The organism is Maribellus comscasis (genome assembly GCF_009762775.1).
Lineage (GTDB): Bacteria > Bacteroidota > Bacteroidia > Bacteroidales > Prolixibacteraceae > Draconibacterium > Draconibacterium comscasis.
Map to the genome: position 1 here is coordinate 7,568,236 of NZ_CP046401.1, position 23,751 is coordinate 7,591,986.

Below are 23,751 nucleotides of genomic sequence, written 5' to 3' on the forward strand. Positions count from 1 at the left end.
TGTAATTTTAAAAATTGTATATCAGGTATTATTGATTTTTTCCTTCATCAGTCCCCCATCTTCTCTTTTCTGTATTTTTTATTTCTCTCCATGATTTTTTATAATCTTTCATTACATCGGAAAACCAACTATCCCATTTCTGCGTAAGTTCATTTACAATTTCTGGATGATTGGCAGAGAGGTCATACAATTCAGCCGGATCCTCGATTAAATTAAAAAGTTGTGGCTCTAGCGGAACAATATCTTTCCAAAGTGGTATTACTGTATCGCATGGCATTTCCCAATGTGGTTCCGTCGCTCCTTTCCAAACCGAAGGATTATCTATATCTTCCTTCTTCATTGTTTCCTTTATTCCAGGCCAGTATAATTTCCACTTTCCTTCTATTATTGCAGCATCGGAATGTGCTACCGGGTAATACCTATTCTTTTGGAAGTACAAAATCCGGTCATAATTAGATTCATCGCTTTTCCCAAGCAAAATCTCGGAAATATCATGCCCATCTGCATTTTTTATCATGTCGGATGTGCTGCCTGTAAGTTTTAGAAATGTGGGGAGCCAGTCACAACCATAAACAGACCCTGTAAAAACTTTATTTTGAGGAAATTTTCCAGGCCATGAAACAATTGCAGGAACCCTTACCCCCTCTTCGAGAACAATACCTTTTGTTCCAGACAGGCCAGCCTGATAACGCAAATTTTCACCGGTATTTTGGGCTCCGTTGTCACTTGTAAATACAATAATGGTATTGTCCATTAATCCCAAATCTTCTAATTTATTTAAAACCATTCCAATCCCACTATCCATCGACTCAATCATGGCGTAAAGAGTAGCTATTTTTTCGTTGAACTCTCCCTTCCCTTTTTCTTTATACTTTTTCACCAGTCTTTCAGGTGCCTGATATGGAATGTGGGGAGCATGATGTGCAATGAAAAGGAAAAACGGATTTTCTTTATTCTTCGCTATAAATTCAAGCGAGCTTTCTGTAATAACATCTGTTAGATATCTTCCATCGGAAGGAATATTCGTTCCATTTAAATCAAAATTCCAATTCCAATAATCCTGAATACCATTCAGAAATCCGAAAAAATAGTCGAATCCTCTTTTATTGGGATGATACTGAAGATCATACAAACCGTTGTGCCACTTTCCTATCAAACCGGTAGAATAGCCTTCGCTTTTAAAATAATCTCCCATTGTATTGTATGAAAGAGCAATCCGATCGATCCCCCTGTTGGATGAAACATCTATTGCCCCAGTCCGGTGATTATACATACCGGTTAATATTGCAGCGCGCGCCGGGGCACAAAGCGGGGCCGGGCTGTAATAATGGGTAAAAAGAATGCCATGACTTGCCAGTTTATTAATTTCCGGCGTTTCAATGTATGGATTTCCGTAACACTGTAAATCTCCGTAACCTAAATCATCAGCAAGAATAAATATGACATTGGGTTTCACCGGGCCTTTCTTTTCAGAAGAGCGACATCCTCCCAGCAAACAAAACAGTAATATGCAAGATATTAATCTCATTGACCTGAACGATAATTTGCAATAGATTCCGAAGTATAAAGAAACCGGTTATAAACCCTGAATAATTCAATGTTTCCTTTAAATTCAGACGAAAACCGAACTTTTGGATCACCGTTTACATCCCACATAAACGGGTTAAAGCGAGCATAACCAAATGGTCGCTCACCTCCATCCCATAAATCACCGTTAATAACAAAAGTGAGCATTTTAGATTTTGCATCAACATTTATTACAATATGATTAACGGCTTTGGGTATTATTACTCCTGGTGCAGTCGACCAAATTAACGGCGTTCTGCCATCATCCATTAAAAATTCCAACGCTCCCGATTTTAAAATACTAATTTTAAGCCCATTGCCAATGTATTTTGCTGCATTTTGATAACCTTCCGTCTTTTCTCGACGGGTATCAAGTAATAGCTGGTCTTTTTTAAGATTGCCGGTTTTTAATTTGAATTCCAGTGAAAATCCGTCTCCCTTGTATAAATTCCCTATCCCTGGCATTGTAAACTCGCTGCCCTGTTCACAGGATTCTCCTTCAAGTTCCAGCGCAAGCCCCTCTTTTGTCATTTCCTTGTTAAGCGCCTGATTCCAGAGCATCTCAAGGTATTCAGCGGGTATTTTATGAATTCTTGCAATCGTTTTTTGTGTTTCTGTAAAATAGTATTCTCCGTTATCTTCAATCCAGTCGGGATAGGAAATTCCATTGAAATAGTCCATGTCGTAAAGAAAAACTTCGGGTTGGCTCCAGTAAATATATCCGTCTTTCTCTATACCTCCTGCAAGCCAGGTTGGATTGCGGTTTCCAAGTGGATGGCTGCTGTAGTTTCGGGAACTGTTGTTATGAAAAAACATCGCATATTTCCCATTACTAAATTTATAAATCTTGTTAAAACACCGCGGTTGTTTCATGAGCTTCCCACCGGGTGAATAACTAGCCCACTCCGGTGTTGTCCATGTATGCCCATTATCTCTGCTGTAAACCTGGGCATTATGTCCCTGGTTGGTTCGGTATACACAATACAGGCTTCCATCGCTTAACGAAACAATATTATGTTCATCGGCGACCTGCCCCTGCGGAGGGAGTAATCCTTTATTACCATCAGGGAGTGTCTCCCATTCTATCTTCTCAGGATCTTTTTCAAAAAGAATGTTGGAGCTTTTCAGAATTGCTCCTGAACCACTTTCCATAAATCCTTCACCAAAATTACCCACTTTTGAGAGTGGAAAATACACTGCATTTTCATGTACAATTGGCAAGGCCACACTCCAAAAAAACTGAATTTTTCCTTTATAAATATTTTTATCATCGATTTCGAAATTCCGTGCAGGGACTTCATAGTGTTTTTCCGACCAGGAATATCCACCATCATCGGAATACTTCATCATCATTTTCCCGAATGTATCAACACGCTTTATCGGAACTCCACTTGAATTCAGTACCTCACGCCTATTCTCAGAATTATAAGTATAAAACACATAAATTCTACCCGATGGAATTATCAACGGGGTAATCCATGAAGCTTCTGGTCCGGTAGCAGGTTCGATATCTATCAACGGACTCCATGTTTTTCCTTTGTCCTTACTGATTGTGGAAACAACATGTTGCCCGGGTTGCCCTTCACGACCGGCACCTGTGGTTAAAACAACTACCCACTCACCTTTACTATTTATCACGGAGTAAGGTTGATCACAGTATCCCTCATCTGGAATAATCGCCACTGCATTTTCAATATTCCTCCAGTCTTTTTCCTGCGAATAAATATCAGTAGCATAAAACAGAAAAACAAAAAGCAGTGTCAAACCAATGAAACCGTATATATGCTTTCCTCTCCTGAATTGATTATGTGCCATTTTTTGCATTTTTTAGTTAGATAAATCCGAATAAAACTTTATTGAACTCCATCCAAATATTTCCCCAATAAAAACCTTTTTCGATCGGGATACCAAAGTATTGTTCTTCCCTGAAACTCGGTAATGCTTGGATAGGTGCCAATTTCTGCCGACATTTTTGGAGGAACAGCGATATCATGCGTATTAAGCAGTTCCACCGGTTCACTAAACCAAATGGGTTGGGTTCCATCCTGTTTGAATTCCCCAACTGTATAATATGTAGGGTTTCGAACAATATTTGCAACATTGATACCCCACTTTTTATCTGCCTGATCGTAACCAAGCCTTTTTCCGTTGTTATTATGAAAAACCAGAACAAACTTTCCATTGTCAAGTTTGTATAAGGGGCAAGGTGACATGGGATGTGGAATTCCCTTTCCATCATCTGAATATTTCAGCATTTTCGGTATTTCCCATGTTTTCCCGTTATCTGATGAAACTGAATAATAAATATATCCCGTCATATTTCGCATAATGGTAAACAACCTGCCATCAGGCAAAAGAACTACTGCCGGTTCCTGGGCTACCGACATGTATGGATAAACGGGATTTTGAACTTCCAGCCCTTTGTCATTTTCAGGATACCATTCAATTTTTATTTCTTCAGGAGAAGGATTTTCATCGATGTTTACAAATCGCATAAAATAACATCTCGAATCTGCATTTACCCAGTTCTTTTCGCTTTTCATGACAGTTTCTGATGTAATAAGGGTATATCCGGCAATCCATTTCCCTTCTTCGTCTTTAATAGGTTTTTGCCAAACAATCCAGTTCTTTGGGTATTTAGCATCAGGATTATCGTATTTTGAACGGGGCATTTCAATTTCTTTGGGTTCCGTCCATGTATGTCCATTGTCATCCGAAAAAATACATCCCATTGCTCCGCTTCCCTGCCGGCTGTTATCATATATTTCGATTTCTTTTGTATAGAAAACGTATATTCTGCCATTTCTCGAAATGATGGGAAAACCCCAGCTCGCCTGCAATCCACCTTTTCCATATTTTGCACCAACTAAATATTCAGGTTCCGACCAATTGATGGCATCCGAACTCCGTGCCAAAACCAAATGATTATCGCCCCGGCCTTCTACCGAACTTTGTGTCCATAAAGCAATAAGTTCTTCGCTTTTAGGCGCCTTAAACACAAGAAAATGCTCGTTATCGCCATTATAAATTCCAGAGCCTGTCGGAACAAAAACACAAACGTCGGGATTACTTCGTTTCCACTCTACATCAGGATCTCCAAGTGGTATGTCCTTGCCATACTTCCCAAAAGGATAATTCATTTTGATTAGTTCGTCCCTGCTAAAAAGATTTTTAATCCCTGATTCTTCCTGAATTCTATCTTGGTTAGTATCTTTTTTCCCCGTTGCACATGAAGAAAGCAAAACAACAAATACCAAAAACAGAAGAAAGTTACCATTCTCCTTTATCCTAATTTTAAATCTGATCTTTTTATTCATTATTAATTCTGTTTGTATTTTCACTAAAAACAACAACTATTTCTTCCCTTTCGTCAATGAGTGGTAGTTACCTATTGCTTCTGAAGTTGTAAGGTATCGGTTATAAATTCTCAATTTTTTAACTGAGCCGTCAAAAGAGGGGGCTATTTTTAAGTGCTTATTTCCCTTAATATTTTTAATATCCGGGCTAAACCACGACCAGCCCTGCAAACGATATCTTCCGCCATCACATAATTTTCCGTTTACAACAGATGTAATTAGATTGGCCTGACCATCGACAATAAAGATTACGTGATTCTTTCCTTCTGTCACCATTCCCGGCTCCGTATCCCAAAAAACTTTTTGTTCTGCATCCTGCAAACTCAGTCCGACGGTTCTTTGGGGAGTTACTTTAATTCTTATTCCATTTCCGCTCTCATCTGCATTATCCAGAATTACCTGATTGGGTTTTAATTCATCACTATCAAAAAGTATTTCAATTGAAACGGAACCTTGCTCCAGATCAGGAAGTTCAGGGGAAGCCAAATCCGTTTTCGAAGGAATATTATCTTTCTCAAGCACCAGACCTTTTGTCGTTACGTTTTTCGCCGTTCCTTGGTTCCAAAGCCCTTCCAGCAAATCCTTATTAATGAGATGAACCCTTGCTACAGTCTTTTGTGTTTCGGTTATCCAGTAATTTCCATTCTCTTCAATCAAATCGGGATAACTCATTCCGCGTATGTCCTGCGAACCATAGATTAATACTTCCGGTTGCGACCATTTTATTTTTCCCTTCACTTCAATGCCACCAGATATCCACACCGGGTTCCGATGTCCGGTATATCCCTTTATATTATTGTTGTGATGCCATAAAAGATATTTACCGTTTGACGCTTTAAAAACCCTTGGACAAGCTCTTGGATTTTTTATAACCCTACCATCGGCATAGGTGGCGTATTCCGGTGTACTCCAGTTTTTCCCGTTATCAGCACTGTAGGAGTTTGCCGGATATCCCTCACTGGTTCTGTACATACAATACAAACCGCCGTTATTCAATGGAACAACATTATGCTCTTCCTGTGTAACTCCAAGCGGCGTGAAACTTATTCCCGTATTACCCTCGGGGAGAAGTTCCCAATGAAGTTTGGAAGGATCTTTTTCTGTATTAATATTATCTGATTTGTATAAAAAACCTTCTCCCATATCCTGCGGATGAATACCCATTTTTGTAAAAGAAAAATACATGGATTTTTCGTGGGAAAATGGTTTTGAAATTCCCCAAAACAACTGAACTTCCCCATTCCACGGATTAATAAAATCAACGGTAGTTTTTCGCATTGGAATGCGGTATCGATTAGACCAGGTACGTCCATTGTCATCGGAATATTTATAACAATACCAACCCAACTCCGTGTTATGGTTTCTGACAACAGGTTCCCCGTTCGGGTAACTTTTAATGGAATCGCCGTTAAAAGTGTAAAAAACATATATGCGCCCGTAAGGTGTTATGTAAGGGATTCCCCATGATGAAGGGGGAGCATCCGACTCTTCAATATTAATAAGCTGCGACCAGGTTTTTCCATGATCGGAACTTATAGCAGCTACCATATGTTGCCCAACCTGGCTTTCAGTGCCGGGACCTGTGGTTAAGACACATATCCAGTCTTTATTTTTTGCAACTACAACATACGGTTGATCAGCATAATTTTCATCAGGGATAATCCCTACAGCATTATCAATAAACCTCCAATCGCAATTTCCCTGCGCATAAATACCAACTACTGCAAAACAGAAAAGAATTACAAAGGCTGTTTTTTTCATACGTATAAATTTTCAATTTTGGTCTCAATATTTTTCGTATCAGGTCTTCATTTTCAAGTACCCTGGCAACGGCATGGAATTCGCATGAGAATCTATTCATTCCGTTTGGTGTTTTGTATAATCATGCTCATTTCATATCTTTTTCTCTTAAAATCAACTTTAAAAAGGAAAGGTCATTCAAATGATTTCCATCACAGAACACCCTTTCCAGTAACTAACTAAACTATTTAAATCGAATTTCATTTAATCACTTTATTAATATACTTTTCCCATATCCTGCCTGCTTCATTTTCATCTTTTACCACAGTTATGACTGCCAGTCCCTGCGGCAGGAGGTTACTGAATATCCACTCCAAATCATTTTCCGGAATATCACCCCAGATAATTAATGGCTTATTTTTCATAATCTGAGCATAGACAGATTGAAGTGATTCGGCAGATGGTCCACCGCTGTCGATATGCAGTTCCAGCGCAGTAAAATCCATATTTATGTAATATTCATAAGGAAAATAACCATTGGAATGCTGATGCATAATACACCCGCCAAAAGCATTTACAATTTGTTCATCCCATTTTCTGATAAAGGCATTATACAAATCGGGAGATAAAATTGCTGCTGCATCTTCCTGATGCCATATTGTTCCTTTGGGAGCCCAGGCATTATAATAAAACGAACCAATTCCTCCATAAAAATCCGGAATATGCTCAATTTGCATTTTTCCAAACTGAATCCAAAAATCCGTTAATTTTTCAGCAACAGCGTTTATCTCATCCGGTTTTTCAAGCATTGCAAAAATGAGGTTCTCCGTGCCATAAAGTAATGATAACAAATCAGATATTCCACGCATACGGGTAGTTGCCAGAGGATAACGTCTGTTACTTTGTTTTGTCATTTGTTCAAGAAACTCAATAGCCTTTTTCACCCACTTATTTTCCAATGAGAACTCAGGGATATCGGCGGCTCCTCTAAACTCTGGTAACGGTTCTGCATGAATCGAACCAGAAGAATAACTACTAAGGAGTATTGGACATCCAAGCGCGGCTTCGACCCATGGAATTCCCCAATAGATGCTGGCACTCCAGATAAAATCGCCTCCACATCTTTCATGTTCCTCAAACAAGTAGTCGTAATCGTTTAAATATGCTTCAATACTAAAATGGTCAGGGGAAAGTATTGTTCTTTCGGGAATAGATTTTGCAGCCGGATACCTGTGTACCGGATATTCACTTCCCAAAAAAAATCCCAGTAAAGGACGGTCGTTTTTACGGGCATAAAACAATTTGAATTGTTCTATCCTTTCTTCGATACTTTTTTTCCAGTTGCTATTCATAATTAAACCAATTCAATTCTCTTTTGAATTCAGATTCAAAAAAAGCTCTTTACCTAAAAAATTACGATGATTCCCGATAAGCTCAGAATTCATTAGTGGCCGGTTGTATATCCTCATGTGGGTTAATTTAGTTCCAAAATTTACTCCTTGTCCCCTTTCAAATTTTCCTATTTCAATGTTATTAAAATCAATATCTTCCATTTTAGGCTTAAAATGCGTCCATCCATACTGGCGAAAATTCCTTCCATTACATACGGTTCCGTTTACCACAAACTGAATTATTTTTGAGCCATTGTCAATTGAAACACTAACACAATTTTCACCAAATGCTTTTATCAATCCCGGATCTGAATTCCATTTAGTAGTCTGGTTACCATCATTTATTACTATTTGGATTGCCCCAAACTCACCTGACTGTAATTCGACTATTTTTCCGTTTTTGCTCTGGACTATTAAAACCGGCTGACCAGAAACCAAATTTGAAAGTTCAATCCGAAAATCAATGGTAAATCCAGTTTGAAACTGACTACTGTCTTCATAAGGAATACTTAGTTTTCGTCCAACTTCAAGGTCGTTTTCACTCCACTCCCCCAAAAGGCTTTCGGTTGTAACTGTTTTTCGATCAAACTGACTCCAGATCTTATCAAAAAAACCATCCGGAATAGCATGACATCTTGCATCTTCTTTATTTGTTTCACTAACCCAATATTTACGATCCTGTTCAATTAAATCGGGATAGCTCATTCGTGTATCAATGTTTTCTTCATAAATAAGGATTTCCGGCTGACTCCATATTATTTTACCCTTTCGTTCTATGCCTCCGCTTATCCACGCTGGATTTCTTGAATTAAAATTCCAACCCCCATGATTATGATACCAAAAAAGATATTTACCATTTTTACATTTCCATATTCTTGGGCATGCCCTGGGATTCTTTAATTTGAATCCATTTTCGTATTCAGGAGGCTGAGGTAAGGTCCAGTTTTTTCCTCCATCCGTAGAATAAGATTCAGCCGGATAGCCAGATATTGTCCGGTACATACAATAAATAGAGCCATTATTCAGTTGAAAAATATTCTGTTCGGAATTAATAGGGCCAAGGGAAGGATTTTTTAAGCCATACTCTCCCTCCGGCAACATTTTCCATTTCAACTTTTGCGGATTTTTTTCAGAATGAATATTATCACATCTGAAAAACCAACCTTCACTATTATGTGCCGAATACTGACCAATTTTGGTAAAAGCAAACATCATCCCGTTATCAACATCAACAGGCTTACCAATCCCCCACATGATCTGCACTTTACCACTCCAGTTGTTATTTAGATCCACGGGAGTTTTCCTTACATCAAGACGATATCTTTTCGACCAGCTTATACCTTCATCATCAGAATATTTATAACAATACCAGCCTAACATATCCTCTCTTATATTTTTTCTGTCTCCAAGTTGATGGATTTTGTCTCCGTTGTAATCGTAAAAAACAAAAACCCTTCCATAGCTGGTAAGGTATGGCATTGCCCATGATGCAGATTCTTTCCCGGGAGATTCTATTCTGACAGTGTCCGACCAGGTTTTCCCCTGATCTTCACTAATACAGCTAACTATATGTTGTCCTCCGGTTCCCTCACGACCTTCATTAGTAGTAAAAACACACAACCATTTGCCATTTTCCAGCACAACTACATAGGGTTGATCACAATATCCATTTGTGTAAATAGAACTTCCATTCTTTGCATTACGCCAATCCGGATTTTGCGCATTCAGACTGAAGACAAAACATAACTGTATAAAAAACAGGATTATAAATGGCCTAGGTTTCATAATTTGTTTATTTACTGTTCAGCATTCCTGTGGTTTCCAATAATCTCTGTGTTCATTAGTGGTCGGCCATATATTCTCAAATTTTTCAAGGTACCCTTAGGGCGAATTTGCCCACTATTCAAATCACCCACCTCAATTTCTTTAAACGAAATATTTTCCAAATTCGATTTAAATCTGGTCCAGCCAAATTGCCTGAAGTCTCTGCCGTTACAAACGGTTCCATCTACTACGAATTGAATAATTTTAGGCCCATTGTCAACCGATACGGCAACACAATGTTCTCCGTAGGCATTTATTAGTCCGGGATCAGAATTCCATTTTTCTACATTATTCCCGTTTTCTATGATAATTTCCACGGAACCATATTCACCTGTTTGTAAAATAACATCTTTATTATCCTGAGTCTTTGCAGCAAACAGTACCTGCCCCGATTGTATGTCTGTCAAACTAATTTTAAAATCGAATGTAAAACCTGACTGATATTGTTTCTTTTCAGTCTGAGGAATTTTGAATGTTCGGCTTGTTTTATGATTTTTTTCATTCCATTGGGCAACCAGACCACCTTCAGTTACCGCATTTCTCTCCAATTGAGACCAGATTATATCAAAAAAACCATCAGGAACCGGATGACACCGTGCGTTCTCTTTATTTGTTTCAGTAATCCAGTATTTGCCATTCTGTTCAATCAAGTCAGGGTAACTCATTCTTATGTCGGGCTGATCTTCATAAATTAATATTTCTGGCTGGCTCCAGATAATTTTACCATCCATTTCAACTCCTCCACTGACCCACGCCGGATTTCTCGAATTAAAATCTTTCCCTCCGTTGTTATGATACCAAAATAAATATTTACCGTTTTTACATTTCCAAATTCTTGGACATGCCCTGGGATTTTTAAGCTCTAATCCATTCACATACTTAGGAGGAACAGGCAATGTCCATGTTCTTCCTCCGTCATAAGAATAGGATTCAGCAGGAAATCCGGAAACAGTGCGATGCATGCAGTAAATGGAACCATCATTCATTTGGAAAATATTTTGTTCGGCGTTGATTGGTCCCAAATCTGTGTTTTTTAAGCCATCCTGTGATTCTGGTAAATTTTGCCATTTTAGTTTTGTAACATCCCTTTCAGTATTGATATTATCACATCTGAAAAACCAGCCTTCACTATTATCAAGCATATATTTACCAATTTTTGTAAAGGCAAACATCATCCCTTCATCCACATCAACCGGTTTGCCAATGCCCCACAGAATCTGAACTTTAGCTGCCCAATCATTATTCAAATCGACATTTGTTGTACGAACATCTAAACGATATCTTTCTGACCATGTTTTTCCCTTATCGTCGGAATACTTGTAACAATACCATCCAAGCATGTCTTCACGTATATTTTTCCGGGTACCCAGATCATGGATTTTATCTCCGTTATAGTCGTAAAAAACATAAACCCTTCCATAATCGGTAAGATACGGCATTGCCCAGGAAGCTGACTCTTTACCTGGTTCTTCAATCCTTACCGGCTCTGTCCATGTTTTTCCCTGGTCATCGCTTAAACAACTTACAATATGTTGTCCCCCGCTTCCTTCATGCCCTTCGTTCGTAGTAAAAACACAAAGCCATTTGCCGTTTTCAAGAACCACAACATAAGGTTGATCGCAATAACCATTGGTATAAATAGACGTGCCATTTTTTGCATCACGCCAGTCTTTTGGCTGTGCCAGAATTGTATTTACAAAACCTGTTTGTATTAGGAGCAAGATTAATATAGCTCTACCTGTGCCCATCTTTAACGCACAAATTAGCGGATAGAAAAAACAGGATTTTGTCGGTTGATTTATTTTAATGATTTGTTTCATATGGTTGTTCTCCTTTATTTTAGCTCAAGCAATAACAGAATCGGATTTTCTCCGGGTTTCATATTGTCAATTAATTCAAATATTTCATCGTTTGTACATTTTGTCCTTTCGTTATCCAAAACCTCCAGAACATCTGCAATCTTTGTTCGGGGAATCTGAACAATAAAGTTGTTCTGAAATACACCTGCTATTTCGATTTTTATACCACACTTACACGATGGATCAAGAAGCATATTATAAAGAGTTGAGCGGTTTGACTCTTTATTGAAGATTCCAATATAATCACCATCAGTACTCGAAAAAGTTGTATATAATATACTGTCTGATTCAAAATAATCTATATCATAAACATATTGAGATACATCTACGTCACCGCTAAAAAATGCACCGTAAATCTTATTGACAGGTAGAACCGGTTTAGAAAAAGTAAAAGTTGATTTTATGTCACATTTCTTTAGTCCGATTTCGTAGAGGGTGTTTGTTCCTTCCTTTAGAAACATCACATTATCACCTCTTTTCATCAGGGTTATTCTCTTATTTTGTAACGGATGATTTTCTTTTTGATATTCAAAATATGTGTCTAAAGGTTTATCATTTTCATCGTATAGCACGATTTCATCGTTAATATCCGATTTAGCATCTGATTGTATTGTATGTATGACCGTAAATACTCTTCCTGCTTTAACTCCATAGGTTATTTCTCTTGCCAGACAATTAATTGGGGTACTTTTCACAAATCCTCCTTCCTCGTTATAAATAACCAGCTTTCTTTGTTTTTGATCTAGAATACATATATCTCTGGTCACCGGATGAATATCAAAGTCAATGATACCGGAGAAACTGTTTATTGAATTATTTCCACTACTTATTTTATCAATATAATCCCCTGCCAGGGAAAATATGAGAATCTCCTGCCTGTTCTCCCAGTGATTAAGAACATAAATATGTTCGTTGTTAATAAGAACTTTCGTGATGACATTAATCTTTGAATCCTCAGCAGTTTCCAGTTTAACGATGGAATAATTGGAGATTGTTTCACTAAACGTAGATTCACTCAGCTTTTGCAGACTGAAATCGATGTTACTTTTCTTGTTTCCTTTATCGACACATGAAGAAAGAAATATGGTCAACAAAAAGAATCTGATTAGATTCTTTTCCAGTCTTTTATGAGTAATATTTGCAATCATTCCAATTCTGTGATCTGTTATAGAAGTTTATATTTCTTTATATTCTGAATCAAAAAGTCGGCATATCTCAAAAATCCCAAATCAGTCAGATGAGTGCCATCTACCGTTGCCTCATGGTCTTCCCCCAAAGCGTTCTTCCCATCTATATAATAGATATTCTTGAACCCGTCATTTTTTAATTTTTCAAATTCACCTTTCAATGCCAGATTTTTTTCGTTTGTGCTTTGCATTGTCTTGTTATCCAAATAACTTTTCTCATAAATTAAATTCTCCACAAAAACAACAGGTGTGCTTTTGCGCTTTTCCCTAAGTATTTCCATAAATGGAGAGATTCTTTCCAAAACCTCTTGTTTTGTCATATTGGGCAAACATTCAATTACATATAATTCAGCATCAATTTCCCTGATTATTTCAGCCAATTCCGGTTCCATTTTTCCGTTACCACGAAACCCGAGATTTATACATTCTATACCTGTTTTTCTTGAAATTATATTTGTATGAGCCATCCCCGGTCGGGAAGCACATCCCCCCTGAGTAATGCTTGTTCCGTAAAAAACAATTGGCTTTCTGGAATCTTGGACTGCTTTCTCAATTTTGCAGCTTTCCTCGACTCCTATTTGGATATCAGCTAATTCAATGTATAGTGGTAAATACAACCTGAATTCCCTCCTCTTGCCATCCATATTTGCAACCAGCAATTCTTCGAAGTCTTTTCCGTTTGGCCTCGCCGTATTAACATATTGCCATTCTTTACCAATTTTAAAATAAAGATCGGCTCCCTTAACTCCTGTGGCGGCCATATGATTTCGATTTGCTATTGAGCTGTTTACAACACTCCATTTTACATAAATGCAGGTTGAGTTTGTAAAAAACCGGACAGACATTCCCGATGAACATTTAGATAAGTCCCAAACCAGATCCCTAACTTTTCCATGATATTTATCGGGTAACCTCTGATAACGATTTTCTTTTACATCATTAGTAAAAGCAGAACCTTCCAGCAAAAACAAATCTCCATTATAATATTTGATTTTACTTTTATTTATTTGATTTTCCGATTGCCCGAAAAATGAACTGGAAACGAAACAAACCGTAAATACTATGTGTAATAAGTTACAATTCATAGAAATGAATATTTAATCCTTAGACCTTACCCGTACTTTTTGCAATCGTATTTGTTCCTTACCCTGCGTTGTTTGAAAATTAGTAATGTATTTTGACAGTAACTGGCTTGTCAGATCGGCAGTAATTGCCTCATATCCCGGCATACCGGACAAATTGTTTTTTTCCTCAGGATCATTTATTAAATTAAAAAGATAGCAAGTACCTCCCTGTTCGGGATCAAAAACCATTTTCCAACTCGCAGTCCTTATCATGGCGCAGGTACCGAGTTCGGAAAAAACAGCACTACGAAGGGCTGAAGGATTACCCTTGGCAATTTCAATCAGATTTTTACCAGGTCTGTCCAGGTCCGAAATATCGACACCTGCAACTGAAAGTATCGTTGGATAAATATCGAGCGTCGATACCAGTGCCTTTGACCTTACCGATCCAAATCTAATATTGCGACCCGGAACACCTTTCCCGTAAATTACCAATGGCACACCAACACTTTGTTCATAGAAGTACCGTTTATCCCAAATTCCGTAATCTCCAAGATTGTCCCCGTGATCTGAAACAAATAGTATTACCGTATTATCCAGATATTTCTTTGACTCAAGTGTCTCTATAATATTCCCGATATAATGATCTATATTAGCGCACATATCGGCATACACAGCCCTTCGTCGACTTGTATTTGAACTTGGGGAGGCTAATTTGGGTGGTTTTGTATCTTCCGGCTTGGTTTTAACCTCGCCAGGTACCATGTAAGGGGGATGTGGTCCGATAAAACTTACGTTTAAATAGAAAGGCTCAACCTTATCGTATTTTTTTATAAAGTCAGCTGCCTGTAACCCGATAAATCCATCCTCAGAATCATCAGGGGCCAGCGGATGATGCCCAGATCGGATACCTTCCCGTACCTCATTAAAATATTTTTCCAGAAGTCCTTTCTGTTTCAAATAATTTATGTAATCATCTATATTTTCTGTGTTATCATTGTTAGGAATGTGCTCGCCTACATCAAGACATTGTACTAAATAGTCTATTCCATATTTCCCGATTTCCGCTTTATCCTCTTTGGTAACATCAATCCCTACTGCATATCTGTCAATATAGTGATGCTTTCCAATTAGAGCTGTAAAGTAACCAGCGTTTTGCAGATGGTTCATAAAGGTTTCATCTCTTAAGTCATTATGGATCGGCCCGGTTTGATTACCATATATTTTAGTCCGGCTTGGATATAGACCGGTTATTATTGAAGTTCTTGAAGGTTGACATAAAGGGGCTGCCGTATATGCATGTTCAAAAACAACTCCATCTTTAGCCAGCGTCATCAATTTTGGCATTTGGTTCAAATGATCCGGACGCATCTGATCAACCTGGATAAGAATAATATTTGGCTTTTTCTGACTGATTTGTGCCCCTGCCGGAATCGATAGGCTCAATATAATTGCCCCAACCAGAAAAAATGAAGTGATATTTATACGTTTAAACATGATCAAAATTTTTAGGTAATTAATTTGCTTTAAGACCGGCATTATAATTGGAAATTGCTTCAGAAGTTCTTAATGCACGGTTATATACTTTCATAAGATGAATTGTTCCATCAAAATTTCTATTAAGAATGCAAATATTAGTATCGTTAAGTCCCTTTAAATAGGGATAAATCCGTCCCCAACCGTAATCTCTTTCGACATTATCGCCATCGCTAAGTATTCCATCCACCAAAACGGTGGCAATTTTTGCAGCTCCGTCAATAATAAATACGATATGGTGTAATTCATTTTCTGCAATTCTGTTTTTATCGGAAGTAAAGATTGTGTTTTCGCGAAGATCTGCTTCTCTTATTTCTCCATCATTTAACTCAATCTCAATCGTGTTATTTTTTTGTAATGAAACCTTTATACCTTTGTGTTTGGGACCGATTGTACTAAACAATTGCTGTCCCGCAGAAAAATTTGTGACAGTCATCCAAAATTCTATTGTAAAACTGCCACCAAAAGACAAATCCGGTAATTGAGGAAAGTTTATTTTCTTCTGCGACAACATTTGCACATCTGAATTCATAATCAAACCATCAACGGTCAAATCAGTTACTTTTCCCTGATTCCACATCCCCTCAATTATATCAGTATTTATCTCGTGAACTCTGGCTGCATTTTTTTGTGTTTCTGTAATCCATAACCGCCCATTCTCTTCAATAAAATCAGGATAGCTCATTCCCAAAACGGCAGGATCATTATCATATAAAACTATCTCAGGTTGAGACCACATTATATTTCCCCTTTCTTCTGTTCCCCCTGAAATCCATACGGGATTTCGTCCATTGTATGAATTTTTTCTAAAATTATTATGAAACCAAAACAGGTATTTCCCGTCCTCAGTTTTAAATATTTTAGGGCATGCACGAGGGTTTCCAATGCGCTGTCCTTTTTTATATGTCATATATTGTGGTTTGGAAAATGTTTTTCCATCATCTGAACTTATCGAATATGCCGGAGAACCATCAATGGTTCTGTAAACCACATACAAATCACCATTATTTAGAACAACCATATTATGCTCTGACTGTACTTTACCAAATTCCGGATTCCATATGCCGGTATCTCCTTCAGGGAAAGTTTCCCATCGAATCTTACCTGGATCATTTTCATAAAGGATATTGTTACTTTTCAAAATAAAGCCTTCGCTCCTTTTAAAAAATTCAGGTTGATCAGATTCTTTCCTAAGTATTTTTGTAAATGCTATATATGCTGCCTTATCTGTAACAACAGGTTTATCGATGCTCCAAAAAAATTGATGTTCCCCATGTGTGTAATTTTCCTTATCAATCTGAGTTATTTTGATAGGAACCTCGAATCTGTTTTCCGACCAGCTTTTACCGTTATTGTCAGAGTATTTAAACATAAAAGGGCCACTCATAACCCCTTCTATTCCTTCAAAACCATATTTATTGTAATTATAAAAAACATAAACACGGCCACTTGGAACTTTTAACGGAACAGCCCATGATGACTGTGGCACACCAGGAGGTTCAACATTTACAGGTTCTGTCCACGTTCTGCCCTTATCATAACTTCTGGTTGCTATAATATTATTCATGTAAGCATGTTCAATTCCTGAAGAGGTTGTTAAGATGCAAAGCCAACTGCCGTCATCACATACAATGACATAGGGTTGGTCAGCATAAGTTTTGCTCGGGATTTCGTTTCCATTTCCAATATAGCGGGGATCTGAATTAGACCAGTCAATATATTGTGCAGATGCACAAAAATGGAAAACAAGTCCGAAAATAACATGTAAGGTTCTAGTCTTCATCAGGATACAGAAGTTAGTTTTAATATGTAAGTCTCCCTAATTATCCAAATAAACTGCGAGTATGTTAAACGTTTACTATTATTAGGCGAACCGGATATTTCTTTAACACCCGGTTCGCTTAATAAAATTACTTATTTGTATCTTATCAAATATATTGGTATCCTACCAAGCAGGGTCTTGTTGTAATACACCTACCTGAATATCAAGCTCACTTTCCGGTAAAGGCCAGTAATCATTTTTTTCAAGATTAAATACTGCACCTTGCATAAAAGACCTGAATTCTGAGTCTTTGGTTATATATGATGGAATTACTTCATCCAGTTTTCCCCAGCGACGAAGGTCAAAAAACCGGTTTCCTTCCATAGCGGTTTCCAAACGAATTTCCATATGCACAGCTTCCCTGGCATACTCCTGACTTGGAAAGCTTTCATATTGCCCTAACAAATAATTTGCAGCAGGTTGATCCCAATCTACCTCAGCTCCTTCTGAGGAAGGAGCATTTGGAAAAACATAGGAAGTACATTTTCCCATAACAAAATCATTAGCCGACCTTCCTCTAACTTGGTTCACCAAGTTTTTAGCCAATTCGAGATCGTTATCTTCAACTGCACATTCTGCTCTCCACAATAAAACGTGCGCATATCGTATTAACCTTGTGTTTAAAGCCGTTGAACGGGCAAAAGCTGCGTGCGATGCAATTCCAACTAAAGCTTTCGGATACATTCTCTTTTTGAGTTCGAATGGCCCTCCATTAGCAGGGTCGCGGGCCCAACCTGTACAAATTCCCCAATCCATAAACGGAATGCCACGTCTTGCAACAGTCCAATCTAAACGAGGATCTACTAAATCATCTGGCGGTACAAACTCATCAGTAGAAGCAAGTCCCATATCATTTTTCAAATTTGTATCATCAAATTTTGGCCCACTAAAACCTAAAAGCGGTAATCCATTCTCATCTACTTTATAGGCATTTACAAGATCTATTGATGGCTGATACATCCCGCAACAAACACCTAGCCCAGCAGTTGGAGGCGGATTTGTTGTCCAAATATCAGGAGTACCATTGAATCCTTGAGCGGTTCCATCGTTAACGGCTCTTTGAATTTCAAAAATAGATTCCTGATTATTTTGATGTTCATAATCAAAGTTGTCGAAGTAGTGGTCAGCCAAACTATACTTATCACTGGTTATTATCTGATCCAGAAGTGTTTTTGCATCACTGTATTTCTCCTGATGCAGTTGAACATAAGCTTTTAATGCCATAGCCGCATATTTTGTAGCTCTTCCTGGTTCTCCAGAAAAACTTTCCGGCAACAATAAGATTGCATCATCCAAGTCCTGTTCAATTTCAGACCAAATCGGGTGATCATTAGGAACTTTTTCAATTTCTATTTCTTCATTTGAAATAAATGGTACCTGGAAATGCATTCTTTGCAACCTGAAATGATAAAATCCTCTTAAAAATTTTGCCTGCCCCATGGCTAAGTCTTTTTCAGAGTCAGTCATATCATCTGCCTTTAGAATTGCATTTATACAATCATTGGCCCGAGAAACTCCGTCATATAAAACTACCCATTTATTAACAATATGGGGATTACTTGGCATCGCAACAAAACGTTCTATTTCACCTCCTTCTGCAAGATCAGATAAGGTAGATCCTTTATAAGCGTCATCGGAAGCACAATCCCAAACCCAATTCGTAGGCGAGGCAGAGTATGCTTCCCTAGGCCATCCCGATTTTATTGCGGCGCCTTTCACCAATGTATAACTTGCTGTTAAGAGCAGATCTACTCCTTCTTTTGTATTGAAATCCTCCAAAGAAACCACACCTGTTGGTTTCTTATATAGAAACTCTTCACCACATGAAGTTGCTAAAAATATTGCTATCAAAAGTAGAAATATACTACTTTGTTTTATGTTTGCTATTCTCTTTTTCATTATATATTGATTTAAAAATTACTGATTAAAAAGTTACATTTATACCAAACATATAGGTTTTAACAGTTGGCCACCTGCCGGCATCTACACCAAAATTGATTCCTGAACTATAAAAGGCTGGATCAAGACCATCGTATCCTGTGATAGTCACAAGATTCTGTGCTACAACGTATAAACGTAAGTTTTCTAACCCAATTTTATTGATAACTGTATTTGAGAAAGTGTAACCAACCTGCAGATTTCTCAATCTTAAATAGGAACCATCTTCTACGTAATAGGAACTTGGCAGTTGACTTACCTGATCGTTTATCTCCGCCAATGGCATTTTTGCGTCTGCATTATTGCTCAGATGTGGACTTCCCCAGGAATCATATAACCTTCTTGTTCCACGCCAGAATTCCATATAATTGAAATCCAAAATACGACGGTCAAGATTTAAAACATCATTTCCAATACTGGAATAAAACATGGCAGAAAGATCAAAATTCTTGTATGTAAAATTCAAATTAAGACCAAGTGTTAAATCGGGATGTGGATTGCCGATTGACGTCCTGTCATCTGAATTAATTACTTTATCATCATTAATATCAGCAAATATAAAATGACCTGCTTTGTTATATGTCGGGTCTAATTCATTGGGGAAATATGCTTCTGCTTCCCCATCGGTCTGGAATATTCCCAATACTTCATATCCATAAAATTCAGGGAAAGAAGTGCCTTTCTTGGCATAAGTATAATATTGATCTCTATAAATTGAGCCATAATTTACTTCATCTTCTGCATCCGACAAATTTTCCAGTTCGTTTTTATATCTTGAAGCAACCAGATTTATATGGTAGGTGAAAACATTATTCGAAGATTTCCCTTTATAATCAAAAGACAAATCAAATCCTTTATTCAACATGTCGCCAATATTTACAGATGGTGCAGATGCATATCCATATACTGCGGGAATGGCTTTGGGATAAAGCATATCACTGGTTTTTTTATTCCATAAATCAAGTCCTAACGAGAACTTTTCCAATACTGTGATATCCAAACCAAAATTAACTGTAGTTGTTGTTTCCCATTTTGCGTTGCGGTTACCAAAAGCTTTTGTTTCAAAACCGGAAATTGGGCTATCATTTGAACCGTCGATAGGATAATATGAATAATTAATATTGGTTTGGAAAGTAGAGAAACCATTATATGTTCCAATTCTATTGTTTCCTGACTGCCCCCAACTTGCTCGAAATTTTAATAAATCCATCCAATCTACCGAATTCATAAATTCTTCATTGGAGATAATCCATCCTCCCGCAAATGAAGGAAAAGTACCCCATCTGTAATTTTCGGCAAAAACAGATGAACCGTCATGTCTTACTATTCCGTCAAAAAAGTACTTATCTTTATACTCATAATGTAATCTACCAAAATACGAGGCAGAAGAACTTTCGGAATAACTTCCGCTATTTGTTTGTGTACCTTCTCCTGCACTTAATACAAAATATTCTTCGGTTTGCAAAAAATACTCTTCACGAGAAGCACTCATATTATCAGAGCGACTACTTGATGCTTCAAATCCTGCCATAACATCTACTCGATGGTCACCAAATGTTTTTATATAATTTAACGTGTTTGTCCAATCCCAGTTCCTGGCTTTACTTGAAGAAACAGTAAGTTTATCTATTGAAGTTCCCGAATAGTTCCAAGGATTTGCTTCAGTAGGCTGATTGACCCATCCATTACCGGCATAAACACCCAGAATTGTTTTTACCGTGAAATTTTTCAAAAAACGAATATTTGCATACACATTACCCTCAAGCGACAAATATTTATTTGTATAATCACTTTGTCTCCATATCTCAGATGGTTCGTTCCTATTTGATGAGAATCCGACTAATTTTGTTACTGGTGCCCAATTACCCTCGATATCATACACCGGACAAAGACGGGGCATCAGCATAGCCATGGAAACAGAACTTCCTTCTCCACCATCTGATTGCCTGCCCCAGTCATTCTGTGCCCGAACGCCAAAATTTTCTCCAATCTCTAACCAATCATAAAGATCCATTGATAAATTGGTACGAAAATTAAACCTGTCATATCCTGATTCCTTTACCGAACCCAAGTTATCAGTATAACCAAATACAACACCATACGTTAACTTGTCCGCTCCACCAGTAATTGTCATATCATAGTCCTGGGTAATTGCATTCTGATAGATATAATCAAACCAATTGGTTCCTTCGGGAGTCGATTCAACAATTTGATAATCATAAGCACTATAATTGCTTAAATCAATATCGTTAGTAACACTTGGGTAAATATATTTTGGTATAACCGGGGTTGCGCCATTTCCATAAAGAGGATGATTAGGCTCCATTCCCGAATTTTCATATGACATCCACAACATTTCACCAAACTCTGTTGGATTTAGCATATCATACTGAGGAGGTAAAGCACTAACACTAGCCCTTGCGTTTACTGTAACCTTTGGCGCTTGTGATTTACTCCCTTGTATTGTAGTTACTACAATAACTCCGTTAGCCCCCCTTGCACCATAAATCGCAGTAGATGCAGCATCTTTAAGTACAGACATTGATTCAATCTCTGCTGGATTTAATCGTCCGATATCAGACGGAATACCATCAACAATTACAAGTGGCGAAGTACTATTAATTGTCCCGATTCCTCGGATCTGAATATTCGCACCAGACCCCGGAGTATTTCCACTATTGGCAACAACTCCAGGCACCATGCCCTGTAATGCATTTGTAATATTATTAACAGGGTTGATTTTCTTTAACTCTGAAGTATTGACATTTACAATGCTCCCTGTTAAAGCTTGTTTACTTCTGGTTCCATAACCGATAGCTACCACTTCTTCAATACCTATTGCGTCAACTTGTAATGCAATCTCGAACCTTCGTTGGTCTCCAACAGGTATTTCCTGCTTAAGCATTCCTACAAATGAAACAACCAATGTAGCATCTGGTTCCACATTAAATGAAAATTCACCATCTACATTTGAGACAGTCCCATTAGTTGTTCCTTTTTCAACAATTGTTGCTCCTGGAATGAAATTTCCATCCATTCCTTTTATGATTCCAGTTACTTCAATTTTTTGTGCAAAGCTGCTAATTACACTTATCATAAGAACAAGTGTAATCCATAACCTAAGATAAGAATAATCTCTCAAAAGTTTTTTTTTCATATTTACTTGATTAGCAATTAATTAATTTATTGATTAAGTCACTCAAACGTTTTAGCACTTCATAATAAACAAAATTATTTTAAGACCCCCTGTCTACTAATTGTGCTGAATAAACTATTTTGTTTTTCATTTTATTAGTTCTCTTATTTTTAATTTCATCAATCAAAATTCTCACACTTTCAACTCCTATTTCTTCTATAGGCTGTATCAAAGATGTAACTGGTGGTTGTAACACCTTAAAAAAATCATTATCATCAAAACAAATAACAGAGATGTCTTTTCCCTTTTTTATATATTGGTCATACAAAATCTGTATTCCGGGCAATGCCGTGCTGTTCGTCGGAAAAAATACTGAATCAATTTTTAACTTATCAACCAAATATGGCATATAGTCCTTTAGCAAGGTATTCGTTTTTATATCATCCCAAAATGGCACCTCTGGGACCAACCTTTTATCAAATCGAATACCGTTGTCCTTTAATGCCGCTTTGTAACCTTCCAATCTCTCCGCCATATGAAAGAAATTAGTATCGTATGAAAAGGTACCTATCCGTCTTTTTCCTTTTTTTATTAGATAAACAGTTGCATCGTAGGCAGATTGCCAGTTATTCATTACTACACAATTTGCATTAATTTTTGGAAAATGCCTATCAACAAGCACAAATGGAATCTGTTGAGAACTTAACTGATTTAGCTTCTCATGGATTCCCTGAGTTGGTATAAGTATCAATCCATCTACCCTCTGATTCAGGAATGAATCTATAACCTCAATACATTTATCATCATTTTCGTCTGAGCTAGCAAAAAATACTCTGTATCCAGACCTCATTGCCTCCTTTTCAACACGCCTTGCCAATTTCACAAAAAATGCATTGGAAATATCAGAAATAACAAATCCAATTGAGTTTGTAATTCCTTTCCGTAACCCTCTGGCTAGTGTATTAGGCCTATAATTCAATTCTTTAGCCGCGGCAAATATTTTTCTCTCAAGTTCCTCACTAATCCTGTTTTCTGATGCTTTACCATTTAATACAAGAGAAACAGTTGAATAAGAAACTCCAACAAATGCAGCAATATCTTTTATTGTAACAGACATTTATTACTTTATTATTTTGGGTGCAAGATATGAAGAAAATCAATTAAAAAAAAGAAATATTAAACATGCTTAAAAACATAATACATATAACATACTCATTATAAGTAAAATATAATGCTAAAACTTTTTAGCATTTTACTACAAATAACTTACAATATGCGTATAGAATTAATATTTATTCTACTATATATCAGTATATTATATAAATATAGAAC

The 23,751-nt window shown here is 37.3% G+C and carries 14 protein-coding genes; all 14 read right to left on the minus strand.

Annotated elements, in window-relative coordinates; genetic code table 11:
* Window positions 1–28: 28 nt before the first annotated feature.
* The 14 genes from GM418_RS30425 to GM418_RS30490 all read right to left on the minus strand — a co-directional run bounded on the left by GM418_RS30425 (window position 29) and on the right by GM418_RS30490 (window position 23,536).
* The gene (locus GM418_RS30425; RefSeq protein WP_158872037.1) at window positions 29–1,528 is read right to left on the minus strand and encodes a sulfatase-like hydrolase/transferase; all 1,500 of its coding nucleotides are present in this window, start codon (window positions 1,526–1,528) and stop codon (window positions 29–31) included.
* Window positions 1,525–3,381: a sialidase family protein gene (locus tag GM418_RS30430; protein WP_158872039.1), complete on the minus strand. Its 1,857-nt coding sequence runs from the start codon at window positions 3,379–3,381 to the stop codon at window positions 1,525–1,527. The genes GM418_RS30425 and GM418_RS30430 overlap by 4 nt, the downstream gene beginning before the upstream one ends.
* A 38-nt stretch (window positions 3,382–3,419) precedes the next feature.
* Window positions 3,420–4,883 (minus strand): sialidase family protein, encoded by a 1,464-nt coding sequence (locus GM418_RS30435; protein ID WP_158872041.1) that lies wholly within the window; start codon window positions 4,881–4,883, stop codon window positions 3,420–3,422.
* A 36-nt stretch (window positions 4,884–4,919) separates the two neighbouring features.
* Window positions 4,920–6,683 (minus strand): sialidase family protein, encoded by a 1,764-nt coding sequence (locus GM418_RS30440; protein ID WP_158872043.1) that lies wholly within the window; start codon window positions 6,681–6,683, stop codon window positions 4,920–4,922.
* A 239-nt stretch (window positions 6,684–6,922) separates the two neighbouring features.
* A complete protein-coding gene (locus GM418_RS30445) occupies window positions 6,923–8,014 on the minus strand; it encodes a uroporphyrinogen decarboxylase/cobalamine-independent methonine synthase family protein (RefSeq protein ID WP_158872045.1) in 1,092 nt (363 codons plus the stop codon).
* Window positions 8,015–8,026: 12 nt separating this feature from the next.
* Window positions 8,027–9,838 (minus strand): sialidase family protein, encoded by a 1,812-nt coding sequence (locus tag GM418_RS30450; RefSeq protein WP_158872047.1) that lies wholly within the window; start codon window positions 9,836–9,838, stop codon window positions 8,027–8,029.
* 11 nt (window positions 9,839–9,849) lie between these two features.
* Window positions 9,850–11,598 carry a sialidase family protein gene (locus tag GM418_RS30455; protein WP_158872049.1) on the minus strand — a complete coding sequence of 583 codons (1,749 nt, stop codon included), beginning with the start codon at window positions 11,596–11,598 and terminating at the stop codon, window positions 9,850–9,852.
* Between the two features lie 113 nt (window positions 11,599–11,711).
* Window positions 11,712–12,884 carry a 6-bladed beta-propeller gene (locus GM418_RS30460; RefSeq protein ID WP_158872051.1) on the minus strand — a complete coding sequence of 391 codons (1,173 nt, stop codon included), beginning with the start codon at window positions 12,882–12,884 and terminating at the stop codon, window positions 11,712–11,714.
* 17 nt (window positions 12,885–12,901) lie between these two features.
* Window positions 12,902–14,008 (minus strand): SGNH/GDSL hydrolase family protein, encoded by a 1,107-nt coding sequence (locus tag GM418_RS30465; RefSeq protein WP_158872053.1) that lies wholly within the window; start codon window positions 14,006–14,008, stop codon window positions 12,902–12,904.
* Window positions 14,009–14,020: 12 nt separating this feature from the next.
* Window positions 14,021–15,484: a sulfatase family protein gene (locus tag GM418_RS30470; protein ID WP_158872055.1), complete on the minus strand. Its 1,464-nt coding sequence runs from the start codon at window positions 15,482–15,484 to the stop codon at window positions 14,021–14,023.
* Window positions 15,485–15,503: 19 nt separating this feature from the next.
* Window positions 15,504–17,306 carry a LamG-like jellyroll fold domain-containing protein gene (locus tag GM418_RS30475; protein ID WP_158872057.1) on the minus strand — a complete coding sequence of 601 codons (1,803 nt, stop codon included), beginning with the start codon at window positions 17,304–17,306 and terminating at the stop codon, window positions 15,504–15,506.
* 162 nt (window positions 17,307–17,468) lie between these two features.
* Window positions 17,469–19,244, minus strand: a complete 1,776-nt coding sequence (locus tag GM418_RS30480; protein WP_158872059.1) for a RagB/SusD family nutrient uptake outer membrane protein — start codon at window positions 19,242–19,244, stop codon at window positions 17,469–17,471.
* A gap of 25 nt (window positions 19,245–19,269) precedes the next feature.
* A complete protein-coding gene (locus GM418_RS30485; RefSeq protein WP_158872061.1) occupies window positions 19,270–22,440 on the minus strand; it encodes a SusC/RagA family TonB-linked outer membrane protein in 3,171 nt (1,056 codons plus the stop codon).
* 79 nt (window positions 22,441–22,519) lie between these two features.
* Complete coding sequence (locus GM418_RS30490) at window positions 22,520–23,536, minus strand: LacI family DNA-binding transcriptional regulator (RefSeq protein ID WP_158872063.1); 1,017 nt, start codon at window positions 23,534–23,536, stop codon at window positions 22,520–22,522.
* Between the last annotated feature and the right edge of the window lie 215 nt (window positions 23,537–23,751).